This window comes from Vibrio coralliilyticus ATCC BAA-450 (assembly GCF_000176135.1).
In the GTDB taxonomy this organism is placed as follows: Bacteria; Pseudomonadota; Gammaproteobacteria; order Enterobacterales; family Vibrionaceae; genus Vibrio; species Vibrio coralliilyticus.
Map to the genome: position 1 here is coordinate 192,498 of NZ_ACZN01000014.1, position 17,852 is coordinate 210,349.

A 17,852-nucleotide genomic window follows, 5' to 3' on the forward strand; every position below is an offset into this window, starting at 1 on the left:
AAAAATTTTTCAATGCTAAATCTAGATAACGGGCTATTTGAGTTAATTTCAGTAACTATTAAGGTTCGAAATTTCGTGTGAAAAGCCAAGGCTGGCAGCTTTAATATGTGAAAAACGCTCCCTTGTACTCGGTTATTTTCGCAATAGTCTTTAGCTGACGGTAGGTTTGGGTGCATACATCGATTAGTATATGTAGCGCTGTATGTTGAATGCCAAGCATTGAGGCCAGTGTAAACATAGTAAATGCTAATCTGCTTCACACCGTTAAAGCGACCATTCTTATTTAGATTTACATTCTTCACAAATTGTTCGAAATTCATTGCTACCTCTGAAAACTATCGCTCAATTAAAGTTTGAACCGAGCCACCACTGCACTCAATTTGGTAACGTAAACATTGAAATAAACCGAAAGTAAAAATGCCAAACGATTGTGAATAGCTTATAAATAGTTTGTTATGTTCGTAGCCACTTGTGCATGATGTAGCTATCAACGAACCCTAGATGAGCGTGCTGATATGCTTTCGGAATTGTACCTATGATTTGAAACCCTAGCTTCTCCCAAAGCTTACCGCCACTTCATTGGTCGAAACCACGCTGTTAAATTGCATGGCCTCAAAGCCAAGCGCTAGCGCTGCTTCCTGAGAATGTACACACATAAGGCGTGCAATTCCCTTACCTCGAGCTTCGCTTGACACTATGTATCCACAATTACATATATGGCTACTTGGCCCCATTGCATTGGGTTTAATGTAGTAAGAGCCCAGTACCACGTCATTTTCTACGAAAACAAAAGCTTTCAGTGGAGATTCACACCACAGAGCGAATGCCTGTTCTAGCGTCATATTGGGGTCAAAAGCATACGTTTCTTGGGCCTGGATTACTGCTGAAAAGGTAGGCCAAAACGACTCGAAATCGGCTTTGGTGATTTCCCTAATCATGAATTCCCTCCTATAACATAACGCCCAATTAAGGTGTGAGCGGCGCAATACTGATGCGTCGGCCTTTTACCTTAACCACTACCACCGGCGCCTATCAACAATGCCCAGCGCGGCGAATCATTTTTAAATGGTGTATTCTGATTTTAACCTTAAGCGTTTAGCCAACTGACTCAGAGGCGCCTCTAAGGTTAAGACCCCATCAGTGCGACTTAACTCTTGAAAGCCGGCAGCATAATACAAACTTTCAGCAGGGTTATTTTCAAACACACAGCATCTAACATTTTTTACTTTAGATAGCGACTGAGTGTGTAGAAGCGAAGCTTTAAGTAAACGACCACCCAGAAGTCCATTTTGATGTTGTTTAGCTACTTGTAAGGAGTCGATGAAGTGGAAATCATCACTTTGATGGAAAGCAATGACACCGAGAATATGATGGTCTTGTTCTATAACGATAACGGACTTTCGTTTGTAGAAATTCAGGATGGCTTCTCCATCCCATTTCAGCCCTAGTTCAAGCTGCATTTCGAGCATATTATCTTCCATGAGTTGATACACCTGATCCCAGTCTGACTCATGAATTTCTCGTATTTCCATTCTCTCTCCCAAACACAACGCCACTTTAAGGTGTGAGCAACGGCAACACCGACGCCTCTGCAAACCACCTTAACCTCTTAAAGCCGCGCCTGGCGAAAATGCCACGCGTTGCGAATCTCTATCAAACCGATGGTAATGTTTATTTTGCCAAATCTACCCACTGGCCTTGTGTTAGTTGACCTAATTTCTGCGGATTCAGTTTAAACACTGAGTTAGGTGTGCCCGCTGCTGCCCAGATTTCAGAATACTGATTCAGATCGTTGTCCAAAATGGTGTGGACTGATGAGTGGTGAGCGACTGGGGGGACACCGCCTATCGCGTAACCCACTTTTTCACGGACAAAAGAAGCGTCTGCTTTGGTAAGAACAATTCCTGTCGCTTCTTTGACTTTGTCAGCGCACACCATATTAGCGCCAGACGCAACAACCAGCACTGGCTCACCGGTTTCTCCATGCTTAAAGATGACCGATTTCGCTATCTGAGAAACCGTACATCCGATAGATTCAGCGGCATCAGATGCGGTACGAGTAGAGCTCGGCATTTCCTGCACGACAAAATCTTGGCCGTTTCGGGACAAAAACTCTTGTACTTTCAATGACGAAGACTTCAATTCCTTTGACATATATCCTCCTTAATCTCGCCCATTCGACGATGAACATAACGCCGCTTTAAGGTGTGAGTAACACCACCACAAAACGTAACCTTACCACCGTAAGCACTAAACTCAACGGTGGAATGAAAAATGCCAAGCGTTGGGGATCACTCTTAAATGCTTGTTAGCTCAGTGGTTGACTAGTACATATAACCTAGCCAATCAAGATGTCCAACGCCCCACGGTTTACCTCTGAGGGGTTTCACATACAGTTCATCAATATGCTCTACAGCGACACCAAAGTTAGTGTGCTCATGGAGCCTTAACCATGACTGCATGCACTGAACTTTGTCAAAACCGTTGGATGAGTAGAAATCATGCAACTCCGATATAAGGATGATGAAATCGACATCTTTAGTTTCCGCAAATGCCGATACTTCTGACAACATTAAAGAGCCAATACCTTGCCCTCGATAACGTTCGTCAACACAGAAGTCGATTACGCCCAGAACCTTATGTATTTCTTCACCGACGCTAACAACTCGATAGTCCAATCCAAGATAACCAATCAACTGTTCACCTTGAAAGTGAAGGGCCCGCATATGAGGTAACTGCTTAAAGTAAGAACGATTGACTTGGCTGTCTGGAAAAGCTTGGTTTCTTAATGCTTCGATTGCTTTATGATGCAATTCTGAAACCTCTATTTCCTGCACGATTTCCATATCATTTCCTCGAAAAGGGCTAACGCCGAACTAATGGGCAGGTAACGCAACCACAAGCTTAAACTATTATGATATAAATACTTATGCCAAACAGTGAACCAAAACTGCCAAGCGTTGAGTGTCCCTTTGAACACTTGTTATAGGTTTAGTTACACCTTATCTGCAAAGTAAGACATAATTTCTTCTGTCGTCATTTCCTGGGTCTCATTGGCAAAACAATAATAACTTGGACGCATATCGCTAAAGTATTGCATGTCCATTTTCAGACCTTCCAAGTTTGGGAACAAGCCCACAGGCATATTGTATTCACCTGTTTCTTTGAACTTGTAAAACAGATGGGTTCCACACTCCTTACAGAATCCACGAGAAGCCCAAGAGGATGACTTGTACATTTTTACTTTGTCTTCACCTTCTACTTTCACCTGAGTACCACATTTAACTGCGAAAAATGGCGCACCACCCCAAGTTCGACAGGACTGACAATGACAAACTGTGAAGTTAGGGTTGACGTTTTCTGCTGTGATTTTTACAGAGCCACACAGGCAACAGGCCTCTGAATAAGACATTAAATAACTCCTAAATTGATGAAAATATATAACGCCCTGTTAAGGTGTGAGCAACGCAATACAAAAGCTGCTGCATACCACCTTAAACACTAGAAGTAACGCACGGTAAAAAAAGCCACGCGTTGCGAATCACTTTTAAGCATTTCGTTATAAAGATGACTAAACGCTCTCACGCATAGGTAAATCACGTAGCTCTCTATTAATAATTTTTGTCGATATATAAGGAGAACCTTGGAACAACATGGCGAAACTGACTAATACCGTGAAACAAGAGACGATTAAACTTGGGTAATTTGGCGACGTAACTATTTGAGATATGCTGTAAGCAAACCAAATTATCCCTCCAATAAAACCCGGAAAACCTAACCCCAAATTATAGTATGCATATAGTTGGTCAAATTTATCGATAGCAATCTGAAAGTTCTCTTTATGAACATCTTTGAGATTAGGAAGTAGTCGACTACAACGAATTATGTGCTTAAACGAAACCCTATCGCCAATGATTTCGTTAAGATCTAACATACCGTTTAAGAGTACACGACTAACTCTCACACCGTGTGTAAGATAAAAAGTTTCTATCTCAATCTCCGAATGCAAATGATGCTTTAACCGTTCATCTAAACTTTCAATTGATACTGAACGCTCCAATGAGTCCAAGCGACGTTTTCTATGGGTTGAATACGTAGAAAGAATCTTTTCAAAGTTAATGACTATTGATATGGCAATAAACAGAAAAACATAACCATAATTTCCAGCATCAAGGTAAGCCATTATTGTTTCGGTCACTTAACACGTTCCTCTATCTTCATAACGCCGCGTAATGGAGTAACTCTTAAGCGCTTTGTTATGTTTATAGCGCCAATCCTTTTTCGATATCTTAATTGGATCTCTACTTTGGAACCGCTGTGAAAGGAACCTTACTGTAGATTCCCAAATCATAATCCATAAATTTACCACTGATTTCAGTTTCAGAAATGTAATCGATCAATAAATATTGGCGACTTCCTGCATCTCCTACGAATGTACCATCTCTCAGCGATAAACCTGATCCTGTTCCATTGCCTCGTTTTGTAATAACAAATCCGGTACGACTAAAGCTTAACGATATATCTACGTAATCATTAACATCCCAATCCGTGCTACGAAGTAAATTACGACTTGACTCAGTGATATAGTGGCCCAAGGCTGCATACTTAAGTTCACCATTAGACGTTAGATATACAATTTCTTGTTTTCCGTTGCCGTCTAGATCTGCAAGCTCAAAGGACTGTACATCCTCATTAGGCAATATAGTTTTAGGGTTTGAAAATGAAATATCTTTAGAAAGTGCTGGTGCTGATAACAATGAAGCTATCGGCAACAATAAGTAGCTTTTTTTCATACTAAATTCCTTTTTTAATACTGGCTTGTATAGCCAGAAACAATTTTCGGGATGATTTAAACCTAAACAAAAAAGACAGTCAATAACAGTAAGTTTTTGATGTTATTATAAATAAATGTAATTCAAGTCAGCTCAAATACCTTCAGAAATGTTTTAATCTAAGATACCAATCGACCAAGGGTTTAAGGAAAGTTTAGGGATAAATTCTACTAAGTCACTCATTCACAACGCCGATGAGATATTAAAGACAGGCTCGGTTCCTGAGCTGGGAGCCCGTGTAGCGAATACCGCTAAGTGGATAACTGATGCGGAGAAAGCAGGAAAACTATCGTTAGGACTTGGAGTTGCGAGTGGCGTATACAATGTTACTCAAAACTGTAAGTCGTTAGCTTCATGCACTCGTCAAGCCGCAATTGAAATGGGAGGTGTAGCTGGTGGATGGGCTGGAGGATTGTTAGGTGCTGGTATAGCCGGTCTGTTTGTTGTTGGTCTATCGATAAGTGCTGCACCAGTCGTGATGTTGCTTTATGCAGGGGGAGCTCTGGCAGGTGGGTTTATTGGTTCTGGCGCTGGCAAAGGGCTTGTTGAAGAAAAATATGACCTGTTAGGCCTTGATAGTTACCTTGATTCCGTTGAAAAAGAATTGGAAGAAGGTATCCCAGTAGAAGTGGAAACCTATATTAATTCAAATAGATATAGTAATTTTAACATGTCAAAAGCATTTTAAGAGTATATGATGACAGACGTTTTTATCCATATTCACAAGTTGGCTAGCCTTTGGGTATTTATCTGGATATTGCCATTTATGTTTTACTCTTATCGCTACTGCTTCGGTGATCAGCGATATATTGATGAACTGATTGGCAACTTGTCTAAAGAACCAGAAACGTTCAAGGCAAAGTGGTACCTGAATACATCAGGGTTAGGTGCCGGAGGGTTGTTTGTAATGTACGCATTTCTCTACCCTTTGTTACGTCATAGGGCCAAAAAGAGAACTATGAAGTTTGATTTTTTTATGTGGGCGAATTTTGCTTTTTTGCTAAGCTTTGTCATTTAACGTATTTGCTCTGTTAGTGTTCAATTTAATTAATAGGCATCTATGGTACTGGTAAGGATGTATTTGAAAAGGCTTTTGAACTTTTCGAATGGGACCTATTTTTTGAAGAAATTGAAAGCAACATTGAGAAAGAAATACCTGATGAAATCGAAGAGTATATAAATAAGCACATTTTCAATGATTTCAGTGTTGGCGTGGGTTTTTAAAGGGATAAATGTTGGACATAAAACCATTAGCGGGCTTGTTGTTTTTCGCGTGGGGGGGAGTTTATTTTTATCATCTTGTCGTCTATTCCTTAGGAGATAAAAAACATATCAATCAATTAGTAGACAACTTGGCGAAAGAGCCTGAAAGTTTTAAGAGTAATAACTACATTGCTATGAATAGTATGGGGGCGGGTGGTTTATTCTCATACTTCTGCTTGGTTTATCCTCTTGTAAGACATCGAAGAAGAGAAAAGAAGTGGTCTTCTGACATTTTTATGTGTTTAAACTGGTTGTTTTTTATGACCGTACTTTACATCTTTGCTTTCGTATAAAAGCTTAATATCACTATCATTTTGGTAGGAATATACGCTTTTTACAGGGAACACCTTTCTTCAAAAAGATTTGCTGAGACAAAAATGGGGAGCGTGGCTGCTCCCCATCGTCATTTTTAGCTTTGGTTGGTAGCACTACGTTTGTGTGATAGCTTCACAGCCTTATCGAGGGTAGTGTATGAAATAGCGGCTCCAATGAAATAGTTAGGTCATATCAGTCTGTAACGTCTTCATCGGGTACGCTAGGATAATCAAGTGGTATATCTATTAATAGATAAGGTGTTTTAAGGTATGACGAAGTGGATTGCTGTTTTATTTGTTGTGATTTTATTCCCTGCAGCGATGTTTGTGTCATTTACAGAAATACTTCTTTATTTGAAATACAACATGTCCCTCGAGTGTGACCCTGAGAACTATTTATCGGACATTGTAACGAGAACACTAGCAATATCATTCATTGGATACTTTGTGTCCATTGCTACGACGGTGTTTTTTACCCTTAAGATGAGACAATCAAAAACACAAAAATAAACTACTTCTATTACTTCTTCCCGTCACTCTGAGTGGGCGTTGTTGATCAAATCAATTTGAGGTTCAACGATGCCATATAAGACTGGCCATCAGCTTCTGACGGCATACAGAGCACTATGACCCTTTTGAGCGCTTTGATATTCGCCATGATTTTGCCCACTTGAGCGTTACAATATTTCAGACACATTTCTGGACAATAAACGATTTAGAATAATCAGCCTAATTTTACGCAAATCAGTTAGAAAAAGTAATAATAACAAGCGCCATCCTATTCCTCCTTTCTGAATCATATAGAGCTTACTTAGCATTCGTTCATAGCGATCTGTCTAGCCCAATCTTTTAAAGCACCTAACTGTAATTTAGCTTGCAGGATGAGCCTCTCAATCTCGAATGTGAAAGTCATTGTTTATTAGAGACTTAAAACCATTCAGATAGCAAGTGGGCAAAATATTTTCCAGCTCTCACTGGTTTAGTTCCGTACTGCAAATTGGCAGGTTTGATTTATTCGATGTTAATAAAAATCGACTAGATTTGTAAAAGCCGAAAAAACCGCTTAAGATAATTTATCTATTTTTGGACAAAGTGTATAAATGCCTAGTATTTTAGAACAATATATTCCAATAACTAAAGCGCTTAGTGCCCTGTTGCCAGGCCTAGTCGAAGTCGTGATTCATGATCTGAAAACAAATACGGTTTTCCATATTGAGAATGCTTTTACCCCTCGAAAGGTAGGAGACAATTCACAACTAGAAACGGAAAACTACGAAAAAGAGCTAGACAACAATAACGTGATTGGGCCTTACAGGAAGTCTAATCCTGATGGCTCGAAGTTGAAGTCAGTTTCTTCACTGTTGACTGATAAAAACGGCTCACCAGTAGGCCTCTTGTGCATCAATATGCAAGTGGATGGACTAGAGCTTTCTCTCAATCACTTGCAAAAACTGATCACTGTGGATGCACAAAAACACAGTGCATTCGTGATCAGTGATTGGCGTGAGAATGCAAATTTAATCATTGCTGAAACTGTCCAAAAAAGAGGCGTTCGACTGGCACAAACTAAAAAAGAGGATCGGATAGAAATAATACGAAACCTTTTTGTCGCTGACATTTTTTCATATAGAGGCTCTGCTGAATATGTAGCAGAAGCTTTAGGTATATCAAGAGCTGGCTTTTATCAATTATTGAAAGCAGTAAAGCAGCCAGAAGATAACTAACAGGTACATACAATGATTACTAAACCAAAGCCAATGAGAGATTTTGAACTAGAGGTCTATTTCTCAGAATGGGAATTTACGGCTGAGCACCACATGACTGCATCAGACCTAGAAAGTATGACTGTTAATGATCTACTTTCGATGGCTACTGAAGAGGATCGTGCAGCTTTTGAAAACCTTTGGTTAGGATATACACCAACTTGGGGATCAGCTGAACTAAGACAAGAGATTGCTAATACGTATCAGACCATAAACCCCGATGAGGTTTTGTGTCTTGCAGGAGCAGGGGAAGGCTTATATGCACTGGCTAAATGTATGCTTACAAGCAGAGATCACGTTATCGTTCCAACCCCAAACTATCAGAGTGCTGAAACAATACCACTAACCATTTGTGATGTTACTGGCGTTCCTCTTCGTGAAAACAGCAGCAAGAAAGGCGGATGGCATCTTTATATCGAAGATATAAAGGCAGCTATTCGTCCAAACACTAAGCTGATTAGTCTCAATTTCCCACATAATCCAACTGGATACATAATGGGAAAAGAAGAGATGGATGATCTTATTCAGGTCTGTAGAGACCACGGGATCTACATTCTGTCTGATGAGGTTTATCGAGGTGTCGAGCTAGACCCAGAAGTTCGAATGCCACAAATAGCTGATATATACGAGAAAGGTATTTCGCTAAATGTTATGTCCAAAGCATACGGGCTACCAGGCCTTCGAATTGGTTGGATGGCATCTAAGGACAAAGAAGTTCTATTAAGAGTAGAGCGCTATAAACATTACTTGTCTATCTGTAACTCTGCTCCGTCGGAGGTGTTATCCCTAATTGCGCTCAAGAACAGAGATACTATTCTATCTCGTAATCGTGCCATGATACTGGAAAATGTCCTTGAGTTAGAAGCTCTGTTCGAAGACTTCCCAGGACTTGTAGAGTGGCAACGTCCTTTAGGTGGTTGTATCGCTTTTCCACGTTACACAGGGCCAGGAGGTGTCGAGGAATTCTGCCGCTCTTTAGTTGAGGAAAGTGGTGTTCTTCTGTTGCCATCTTCTATTTATATGTCTGAACTAACAGATGTTTCAAAGGATAGATTTAGAATTGGTTTTGGTCGTGCCAAAATTTTCAAAGATGGTTTAGCCGCTATGCGCAAACATTTTGAAAAGCACTACGCTGACTACGCTAGGAAGTAAATGATGGTCATTGTCCCGCTAGAAGATATTAAATCCTTAGTCTCGTTACCAGAAGCAATTGAGTCTGTACGAGATGCATTTGTGTCATTCTCGGCAGGGTTGGTCAGCCAACCACAACCAATGCAAATGTTGTTTAACGAAAGCGATGGTAGCTTCTTTGGTGATTGCCATGTAAAGGCAGCTCAAAAGGGTCAACACCCTTACTATGTTATTAAAATTGCGTCTGGTTTCTATAAGAATACCGAGAAAAGCTTACCAGCAAATAGTGGGCTTAGCTTGGTTATGTCGTCTGAAACTGGTCGCCCTATAGCAATGTTGAATGATGACGGTTGGTTAACTCAGATACGCACTGCCGCAGCGGGTGCATTGGCTGCATCTTTAAAAACCGTAGATAAAGAAGCTTGCGTTGGCATCATTGGAACAGGAACTCAGGCATATTGGCAGGCTTCATTTATTACCCAGCATATGGGCTTAAAGCGCATTGCTGTAGCTGGACGATCCTATGATTCGAGTGTTGAGTTATGTGAAAGGTTAAACCGTGACTTCGATGTAACTGCTGTAGCTATGCATTCAGCCAAGGAAGTATGCGAGGTAAGCCAGATCCTAGTGACCATAACACCAGCTACGCAGCCAATTGTTACCAAAGACGACTTACCAGAGAGTCTACATATTATAGCGGTGGGAGCTGATAGCCCAGGTAAGAACGAAATTGACCCTCAAATCTTGGCTGACGCTGATTATATAGTGACTGATAACCATCAGCAGTGTCTTCATCATGGTGATTTTGGCGTAGCTGTACGGGAAAAATTGGTAAAAGAGGACTCTGATATTTCACTTCCACATCTTTTGGCAGGAAAGAATCCAGAAGCAGACTTTGCATCAGCCAAAATAACTGTTGTTGATTTGACTGGTATCGGAGCACAAGACTTAGCAATTGCCAGTTTGGTTGTTGATAAATTGAAATGCAAAGATTGCTTGCAATAGTGTTTCCATATAAACAATCATTCTAGCTTCTAAGTAGCGGATAACTGACCATTATCAGTTATGACTTTAAGCCAATGGCACTCCCATTGGCTTTTTAATATTAGATTTAGTTATCTATTACTATATGTTCGAAACTCATTTTGGGGCATTTCTGAGTTACAAAGTGCCAACTATAAAGAGTCTGGATTTAGGGGAGTCCGTGAATTGTCTAAATTAGCTATCCATAATTGAAGCATGTGGCGGCGACTCTGACGGTTTGGGCTGATGTATGGAAGCAACGCTTCGTTGAATAGTAAATGCTAAGCCTTAATTCGACCCTACAGATCCAACAACAGAAATCGATGAAACCTGACGCCGCATCCGTGTCGGCACGGAGGTTGGCAGCGCGAATAGTTACGCGCCCCAAAACTGTATTAGCCTGACGACACTCGGCAAAATGATGTAAGAGGTGAATGGAACAATGATCGCCAGCAGTATCATTAACCTGATTAATTCATTGTCTGGTAGATAGGGATGAAGCACTTTAGGTAGGAAATAGACCATAGGAAGCAAAGACCAATATGTTGCTATGGCCATGACGTGTTTGCTCGGAGTATTCGCTTTCATGAGTTTATCCTGTTGATAATGAAAGGGCTGCAATAATTCGCGAGCGAACGATTACAGCGCCTCTATCTTTAGTGCAGTTTAGACAGAATTTCTTCAAACAATACTTGAATTAACTTGCCACCGTTTTCACTACTCCAGTCTTGAGCTAGCTCTGCAATTAACTGGTTGGTTGATGTTAACGTCACACCATGGCTTTCCATGCGTCTTAACGCCGTTTCATCGGCAAGGGTCGTCGGTGAGCCAGAGCCATCTACTACAACCTGTACGTTATAGCCTTGAGCGATCGCTGTGATAGCTGGGTAGACCACGCACACATCCGTTGTGATACCAGCAATAATGAGGTTTTTACGTCCGGTTGCTTCGACGGCGGCGGCAAATGGTTCGTCTTTCATGCTGTCGACAATACCAGCTCGAAGGATGCGCTTTTCGTATGCCTCGGGAACGGCTTGGATCAACTCATCAAAAAGGGGCCCTTGGGCTTGGTCTTCCATGCTTGATGTGAGAATCAGCGGCATACCCGTTTCCTTCGCCGCTCGCGCCAAAGCGACCGTATTTTTCTTAATCTCATCCAGTGCTAAGGACCCAACCCAGCCCATGGTGCCTACCTGATGATCGATGAGTAACATTACTGAGTTTTCTGGAGTAAAAGTTGTCGTATTCATAATTAACCTCGTTTTTAAGAGAATGGATGAGTGCCATTGATTTGCAGCTGCCGAATGTTTTTTGCACCTGCGATTAAATTGGTTGTATTGCTATGAACAGAAGCGCCATTGGAAATGATCTCCTGATCGAGAGGGGTGCCTGAAATGAGTAGAAACTCGGCGCCTTGGCTCTGTGCGTTCACGACGATGGGGCTCACTTCCGGTTCAAAAATGCCCAGCTCACCGGCCAAGAGTTGAACCCCGCCAGTATGTAAGGCGCCTTTTCGAACGTAGATGAATGCCGTGCGATGAGACGCGTGGCTTAACTGAGTCCATTGGCTGTCCGCGTCCAATTGAACATGCAGGTATGACATATCAACTGGCGACTCGGCGGGACTTTGTTGCTGCTGGTATTGCCCGATAAGGATTTTGGTTTTTGAACCCGCCGTGCTGATACTGGGGATGTCCTGAAGCGGCAGCGTGGAATAGCGGACAGGCCCCATTTCTGAGTCGCTTTTAGGTAAGGCTACCCAAAGTTGAAAGGCTTCTGCTGCGCGCTGATTGGGGTAAACGGTTTCTTTGTGCAGCACCCCAGAACCCGCTGCCATCACTTGGATGCCTCCGGCGATAAGCAATCCAGAGTGACCGCCCGTATCCTCATGAGCAATGTCCCCAATTTGAGGGTAGCTAATGGTGGCTACGCCGGAGTGACCATGAAAGTCAAACCCCGTGGTAGTGGTGACATTAGTAAGAGAAAAGTGGTCCCAAAGGACAAACGGGTTCAGTTGTGTCACGTTCGTTGAATCAACGAAGCGATTCACTGGACCATGTTTGTGGCCATGTCTGATTTCTGTGATTTGTCTGCTCATGACGGTCAATCCTGTCTCAATTTCTATTGATAAAGACTATGGCAGGACCTATCATTTTATTAGATGGTTTAATTGGGTTTGTTAATCCCGTTTTTGGAAGTAATGATATGAATCTTAACGATATCAAGGTCTTTATCAGTGTTGTGGAGGCCGGAAGCTTTGCAGGAGCCAGTCAGTTTTTGGCGATGCCTTCGACGACCGTGAGCAGGAAAGTGGTGCAGCTAGAAGAAAACCTTGGGGTTAAGCTCTTGCACAGAAGTACGAGAAAGCTGTCGTTAACTGAAGAAGGGCGGCATTATTTTCAACTGTGTCAGCAGCACCTTGTCGCGCTTGAAGAGGCGAATGATTTAGTCAGGCAAGCCCAATCAGAGCCGAAAGGTAAGATCCGTATCTCGTCGCCTTTTGATTTTGCTGTCCAATATGTTCAGCCGTGGATCACGGAGTTTTTAAAAGCCTACCCCGAAATCAGCATTGAATTGGACACATCCGACAGCTACGTCAATATGGTCGAAAATCGAATTGATGTCGCGTTTCGTTCAGGGCAATTACAAGATTCCTCGTTAATTGCGAGGAGGATTGGCCCCAAGCACAGTGTTTGTTGCGCCAGTCCTGACTTTTTGAAGGCGGCCGGAAACATTAAGCACCCAGAAGATTTGGCAAACGTCGACTGTCTGCTCATGAGCCAATCACTATCAAACAACCAATGGCATTTCACCAAGCAAGAACAGCACTATCCCATCAACGTATCAGGCAAGTATGCCTCGACCAGTATGCACCTCATCATAGAGTCGGCGCTTAATGGTCTGGGGGCGGCGTATGTTCCTTTCGCCCTAGTGAAAACGCATCTTGAAAGTGGCCAGCTCGTGCAAGTGTTACAGGATTACGAAACCCCTAAGTCGAACATGTTTGTGATATACCAATCCCACAAGTACATGACAAAAGCCATCAGACTGTTCATCGATCACACTCTAGACAAGGTGTCACCTCACGCGCCGTGGACCTAACAACCAAAATGTAAGATGTCCGTGTCCGGTCATCGCGATCCTAGCCCAACGCTTTATCATACTGGCGCTCAACACGGCGATTATTCTCACTTCTTCTCCTGTCTGAGAAGGCAACCTCTTGCTTCAAATGCAAGTAACAGTCATAACGCTCGGGTGTTAGGTTGCCGATTTTCTGTTCCTGTTGGCCAGCACAGCCATCCTCTCCCTGATGCTGGCAGTTTCTGAATTTACACCGTTTTGAGAGGGAGGATATTTCCTCAAACACGGCGTTAATGTCGTCGGTGGATGTCTAAGCTTGTCTTAGTCACCTTTTTACATAATCAATAGATACAGTAGATTACATAACACCAAGACAACAGCGTCACTGGCTACGGCGTAATCGCACTAGCGTGTGACTACCGAGCCAGAAGAGCTATGGAGTCAGAATGGGTGTTAAAAATGAGCGAAGGGTCAAAAGAATCGCAGGGTGAGTTCGTTGACTCCTAAGTGGTGGCTGGTTAGCCTAATAAAGCACTGGCAAAATCCAGTGCCGGGATTAGCACCCCGTTGAATAGCACATAGCGCATCGATTCAGACTAACCCTCTGACAATGTGTGGCTTAGGCACACCCGTAAGTCGTGAATGCATTCGAGATAATCACTTCACGCCCGTTTTATGGTGAGCTGGGCAGGGCAGCTCATTGTAGCTGGCCGTTACTATGTGGACGGTAGTGCTAACCTTGTTCAGTTCACCACCCTTTAGTGGGGTTGAAGCCTCTGGGTGGTGTGGGTTCTTCCACTGGGAGGTTGCTATGCCCCATGCGATACTCGAACACCTCGACCACGTTTGTCATCAAGCCTTGCAACACACATCCACTCAGCCGCGCCAACTGCGCGACATTTCCAACGCCTTTGATACCCTTAAGCACCAAGAAAACACGCCATGCCCTTGGCTAGAAACCGCCGTGGAGTATGGGGTGTTGTCCCGTTGGTTACAAAGGGATCTGCCGAGCGCCCCGATGAAGCGTCCCCCGGTTCGTGTGGGATTGCTCCACGGTTTGTCGCGCCAGGCCTACCAGTTGTGTCTGAGTCGTGATATTGACCGGCGCATCTTTCAGCTTCGCCGCCGCAGCGGCGAGAAGGTCGAACTGGTGGCGGTCGGACAGGCAGGAGAAAGGGCCGATCCGCTCAGTCAGACTCTGTTGCACATTGCCACGCGAGGCGAGAAATGGTTTGCTTTGTCGAACCATGAACGTCAACAGCTTATTGAGGTGTTAAAGCGAAGCGGGTGAGGTTATGGCTAAAATATAGGGTCAATAGGTCAGATAATCTTTCAGCTCATTTAAGTTCTTCACCACGATTTGTTGTCCTTGAGGATTTAGATCCAGCGTATTGATGCCAATGTTGTAAGCATCCAAAACATAACGGATGAGGGCGGCGTTGGTGTGCAGTTCCAATTGGCTGTCTTTCATCCCATAATCATGGGCGATGACGGATGCTTGTGTTTCGGTAAATCGCGTATCGGGTGTCAGTTGGATGGTGAGCGGCGTATTCCATCGTTCATCTTTGTCCTTGCCCATGACGAGTTTGTCATTGATATCTGGTATGCCTCTAATGCGACTGAGAACAAAATCTCGGTAACCCAGAGCGTGCTCACAATAGGCTCGGACATGCCATCTAAGAGGGGTACAAACTAAGGTGTGTGGGGAGATCAAGCGCTCAACTTCCAAACCATCTTTCAAGGATGTGTAGCTTATATCGACACGTTTTCTTTCTCTGATGGCTTGCACTAATGGACGTAATACTTGTGGCGATATGTTGCGCGTTACAGGGCGCACCATGGAGACATTCTCAAATCCCATATTGAGCTCTTGAAAAGTGACGGCCATATCTTCACGGCGTGCCAAAATGTGGAGGTATTCATCGGCATGTCCCCCAGTCAGCTTTGGCACAAAGCGGCTACTGGGTTTATAGCCTTTGAGCTGCTTATCATAAACTAGGTTGCCCGGAGCAACATCGGCAAGATAGGTGTTGATGTCCTTCGACGCTTGCTGCCTTCCTATGCCAAAGCTTTGAATTAGATGGTTGGTTGTCAATCGCCCTTCCCACAACGCAATCACTTCTATCATTCGGTACCGGAATAAAAGATCCCACCTTATTGGCCACTTACTCATTATCAATTTCCTGTCCAATTATGCTACGTGTATAAGTAATCAGTATTTACCTGTCGCTATTGGCGACATAATATGAGTGAGTAGAAACACCGTCAAGAACATAACCCAATTAGCGTAGTGCATTGTCGAGAACCCGGTATGAATTACATCAATAGCGAAAACAAAAATGGCTTGTGGGAACTGGATATAAAAGGAATCAAAGGGCCTATATTGGCCAGTGATTACCTCGACCTCTATGGACGTACGCCTGATGAAGCTCGTACCGCTTCGATAAAGAAGAAAATTGTGGTGCACAATGCGAAAGGTGAAGATTTCATTCAATGTGGCTACTGTGGCCTTTCCGTCAGATACCGCGCACGAAGCGCAACCGCTCGAGCAGCGTTTTATCATAAACATTGTCCGGAATTAGAGGACGTCGATTGCCCGTTTCACAGTGACTATAAAGGTGGATTGGTCTGCTCAGATAGTGAGCTGCACGAAACGCAATGGCACTTTCGAACCAAACATTTCATTGCAGGTACATTGAAGAAATCTGAGACATTAAAATCTGACTCCATTCAAGTGGAGAAGTTTGTCTTTGCACAAACGCGAGGAGCCAACCGATGGCGCAAGCCTGATATTTACTTTGAGGACACCAGTGGTAATCGATTTGCCATTGAGTTGATTCAAGGGTGGTTGGAACCTGAGGTCATCCATGCTCGAGAACAATTCTTCATGGCAGAAGGCATTCACTTGATTTGGTTGTTCAGTGAACATTGGAGTGACGCCATCTTCTATTACGTGATGTACGGGACTGCGCTGGAGAGCTATCATGGCGATTTCGCCGACTTTGAGCACTTGGTGAAAGACACGCAATGCAATACCTTTGTTTTCTCGGAAGAAGCATTGGAGAAGAGTGAAGCGCAGGGGGAACTCTGCTTTGAAGCGCACTTTCCAGAATTTGATTTCAAGTTCAATGAGCTGTTTCTCAAGATGAGCTACGGGCATCAAATGGTAACATTGAACGACTTAGCTCTGTCACACGACAGGCTGCCTTTTGCGGTCAACACCCAAAGCGCTTTGTTTGAAAAACAGCAAGCACTGGACAGTGCCATTGCACGTAAAGCTCAACAGGATTCTCAACGGGCACTTGAACGCATACACAACATATTGAAACTCATTCGCCAACGTAGTGAGCAAGGCACACTGTCGGGCTCGATCCTTCGACACCTTTCGGATGAAATTACCGAGCGTTTTGACTACGTGTTGCCAGACCATGCTGGACGAGACTCATTGCATGCGCTTGCTGAACAGACAATTGTTCGAGAAAAGCGGCGACTTCAAGAGCAACAACACAAAGGCCGCCGCCGCGCGCATGCAAAAGAGCTTCGTGGTTTTAGACGTCAGTTGGTGACAGTCCGGGTAGCACTCCGTGAGGCCAGGACGATTCAAGAACTCACTCACCTGAGAGATCATTTATCAGATGTCATGCGTGACTATAGGGCCGTGATCGCCAGCGAGTTGTCCTCCCACCATTGGGAGCGCTATTCAAACGCCCTGCTGGAGCAGATTGAGAAGCATGTGGAGCGGTTTGCGAGGGACTTACCCAAATCGAGACCTTTGTGGAGGATCACCAATGATCTGCTGAGTTATCCGCTGGAAAGGCGTTTGCAACTTTTCGATACTCACAGTCCTTTGGCGATAGAGATGTCGCAGCAGTTGTCAGCGTACCTGGTCAATAAATCTCCTCAAGAATCGCTGGTCTTTCAAGAAAGGTTGAACGAGATTAAACGCCGAACAAAACAGCAATACCTGAACACTCAATGGAGAGTGTTAATGGAAAGTTGGTCCCCCGGATTTTCACTACCAACCTGTGATAGACGCTGCGGGCGAGCTACTTTGCCTTGATGCGCCATCGGAATTGATTGGGCACGAGCAAGATTGGGTTGAAGAGGCCCTGAATACTTTCGTAGAACAGCTAGCAACATTGATTGGTGAGTTTTATGGCAAAGCATTGATGAAGTCACGCACACAAATCGATCATGGGAAGCTAGGTAAACTCTTGATCTTTTGGAACTGGTTAGAATCAAGTCGCTACATATACGATCAACCGGAAGCCATTGACCAGGCAGAGCGATTGTGGCGCTATCTTAATAACAACACGACTTCTACCATTGAATGAGAACGTAGCGGGATATCCATAAAAATGCATTATAATATCGATATCTCTACCATATTCACATAATTGCACTCTATAGTTGTGTATTTTCATAGTGCATTATACTCTGGTTCT

19 protein-coding genes and 1 pseudogene are annotated in these 17,852 nt (G+C 43.5%); 9 read left to right on the forward strand and 11 right to left on the reverse strand.

Annotation, left to right across the window (positions count from 1 at the left end; genetic code table 11):
* Positions 1-453: 453 nt before the first annotated feature.
* From VIC_RS06475 to VIC_RS06505, 7 genes and pseudogenes are all read right to left on the reverse strand, one after another.
* Positions 454-938, reverse strand: a pseudogene (locus VIC_RS06475) (GNAT family N-acetyltransferase).
* A gap of 123 nt (positions 939-1,061) precedes the next feature.
* Complete coding sequence (locus VIC_RS06480; RefSeq protein WP_039951395.1) at positions 1,062-1,532, reverse strand: GNAT family N-acetyltransferase; 471 nt, start codon at positions 1,530-1,532, stop codon at positions 1,062-1,064.
* Positions 1,533-1,671: 139 nt separating this feature from the next.
* On the reverse strand, positions 1,672-2,154 hold the full coding sequence (locus VIC_RS06485) for a YbaK/EbsC family protein (RefSeq protein WP_006958618.1): 483 nt from the start codon (positions 2,152-2,154) through the stop codon (positions 1,672-1,674).
* Between the two features lie 170 nt (positions 2,155-2,324).
* Complete coding sequence (locus VIC_RS06490; protein WP_006958619.1) at positions 2,325-2,846, reverse strand: GNAT family N-acetyltransferase; 522 nt, start codon at positions 2,844-2,846, stop codon at positions 2,325-2,327.
* Positions 2,847-2,995: 149 nt separating this feature from the next.
* Positions 2,996-3,412 (reverse strand): GFA family protein, encoded by a 417-nt coding sequence (locus VIC_RS06495; protein WP_006958620.1) that lies wholly within the window; start codon positions 3,410-3,412, stop codon positions 2,996-2,998.
* Between the two features lie 159 nt (positions 3,413-3,571).
* Positions 3,572-4,198, reverse strand: coding sequence for a hypothetical protein (locus tag VIC_RS06500; protein WP_039951397.1), 627 nt, complete (start codon positions 4,196-4,198; stop codon positions 3,572-3,574).
* A 103-nt stretch (positions 4,199-4,301) separates the two neighbouring features.
* Positions 4,302-4,793, reverse strand: coding sequence for a hypothetical protein (locus VIC_RS06505; protein ID WP_006958621.1), 492 nt, complete (start codon positions 4,791-4,793; stop codon positions 4,302-4,304).
* 418 nt (positions 4,794-5,211) lie between these two features.
* Between VIC_RS06505 and VIC_RS26990 the strand changes: the two genes are divergently transcribed.
* The 5 genes from VIC_RS26990 (at position 5,212) to VIC_RS06540 (ending at position 10,308) form a co-directional block, all read left to right on the forward strand.
* Positions 5,212-5,520 (forward strand): hypothetical protein, encoded by a 309-nt coding sequence (locus VIC_RS26990; protein ID WP_039951398.1) that lies wholly within the window; start codon positions 5,212-5,214, stop codon positions 5,518-5,520.
* A 6-nt stretch (positions 5,521-5,526) separates the two neighbouring features.
* Positions 5,527-5,850 (forward strand): hypothetical protein, encoded by a 324-nt coding sequence (locus VIC_RS06515; RefSeq protein ID WP_236612155.1) that lies wholly within the window; start codon positions 5,527-5,529, stop codon positions 5,848-5,850.
* Between the two features lie 1,659 nt (positions 5,851-7,509).
* Complete coding sequence (locus tag VIC_RS06530; RefSeq protein WP_006958624.1) at positions 7,510-8,133, forward strand: helix-turn-helix transcriptional regulator; 624 nt, start codon at positions 7,510-7,512, stop codon at positions 8,131-8,133.
* Positions 8,134-8,145: 12 nt separating this feature from the next.
* Positions 8,146-9,324 carry an aminotransferase class I/II-fold pyridoxal phosphate-dependent enzyme gene (locus VIC_RS06535; RefSeq protein WP_006958625.1) on the forward strand — a complete coding sequence of 393 codons (1,179 nt, stop codon included), beginning with the start codon at positions 8,146-8,148 and terminating at the stop codon, positions 9,322-9,324.
* Positions 9,325-10,308 carry an ornithine cyclodeaminase family protein gene (locus VIC_RS06540; RefSeq protein WP_006958626.1) on the forward strand — a complete coding sequence of 328 codons (984 nt, stop codon included), beginning with the start codon at positions 9,325-9,327 and terminating at the stop codon, positions 10,306-10,308. It begins immediately after the preceding gene.
* A gap of 393 nt (positions 10,309-10,701) precedes the next feature.
* Here the strand turns inward: VIC_RS06540 and VIC_RS06545 are convergent, their stop codons facing one another.
* From VIC_RS06545 to VIC_RS06555, 3 genes are all read right to left on the reverse strand, one after another.
* Entirely contained in the window at positions 10,702-10,914 is a 213-nt protein-coding gene (locus tag VIC_RS06545; RefSeq protein ID WP_006958627.1) for a hypothetical protein, read from the reverse strand.
* Positions 10,915-10,982: 68 nt separating this feature from the next.
* Positions 10,983-11,576: an isochorismatase family protein gene (locus VIC_RS06550; protein WP_006958628.1), complete on the reverse strand. Its 594-nt coding sequence runs from the start codon at positions 11,574-11,576 to the stop codon at positions 10,983-10,985.
* Between the two features lie 14 nt (positions 11,577-11,590).
* Positions 11,591-12,424, reverse strand: coding sequence for a pirin family protein (locus VIC_RS06555; protein WP_006958629.1), 834 nt, complete (start codon positions 12,422-12,424; stop codon positions 11,591-11,593).
* 107 nt (positions 12,425-12,531) lie between these two features.
* On the opposite strand from VIC_RS06555, the gene VIC_RS06560 reads away from it, so the two are divergent.
* Together VIC_RS06560 and VIC_RS06565 are read left to right on the forward strand one after the other, a co-directional pair.
* Positions 12,532-13,428: a LysR family transcriptional regulator gene (locus VIC_RS06560; protein WP_006958630.1), complete on the forward strand. Its 897-nt coding sequence runs from the start codon at positions 12,532-12,534 to the stop codon at positions 13,426-13,428.
* Positions 13,429-14,218: 790 nt separating this feature from the next.
* Positions 14,219-14,698: a hypothetical protein gene (locus tag VIC_RS06565; protein WP_039951401.1), complete on the forward strand. Its 480-nt coding sequence runs from the start codon at positions 14,219-14,221 to the stop codon at positions 14,696-14,698.
* Positions 14,699-14,719: 21 nt separating this feature from the next.
* On the opposite strand, the gene VIC_RS06570 is transcribed toward VIC_RS06565, so the two are convergent.
* Positions 14,720-15,580: a helix-turn-helix transcriptional regulator gene (locus VIC_RS06570; RefSeq protein ID WP_006958631.1), complete on the reverse strand. Its 861-nt coding sequence runs from the start codon at positions 15,578-15,580 to the stop codon at positions 14,720-14,722.
* A gap of 138 nt (positions 15,581-15,718) precedes the next feature.
* On the opposite strand from VIC_RS06570, the gene VIC_RS06575 reads away from it, so the two are divergent.
* Positions 15,719-17,467: a competence protein CoiA family protein gene (locus VIC_RS06575; protein ID WP_006958632.1), complete on the forward strand. Its 1,749-nt coding sequence runs from the start codon at positions 15,719-15,721 to the stop codon at positions 17,465-17,467.
* Positions 17,433-17,741 carry a hypothetical protein gene (locus tag VIC_RS26995; RefSeq protein ID WP_006958633.1) on the forward strand — a complete coding sequence of 103 codons (309 nt, stop codon included), beginning with the start codon at positions 17,433-17,435 and terminating at the stop codon, positions 17,739-17,741. Before VIC_RS06575 ends, VIC_RS26995 begins: the two co-directional genes overlap by 35 nt.
* Positions 17,742-17,852 lie beyond the last annotated feature (111 nt).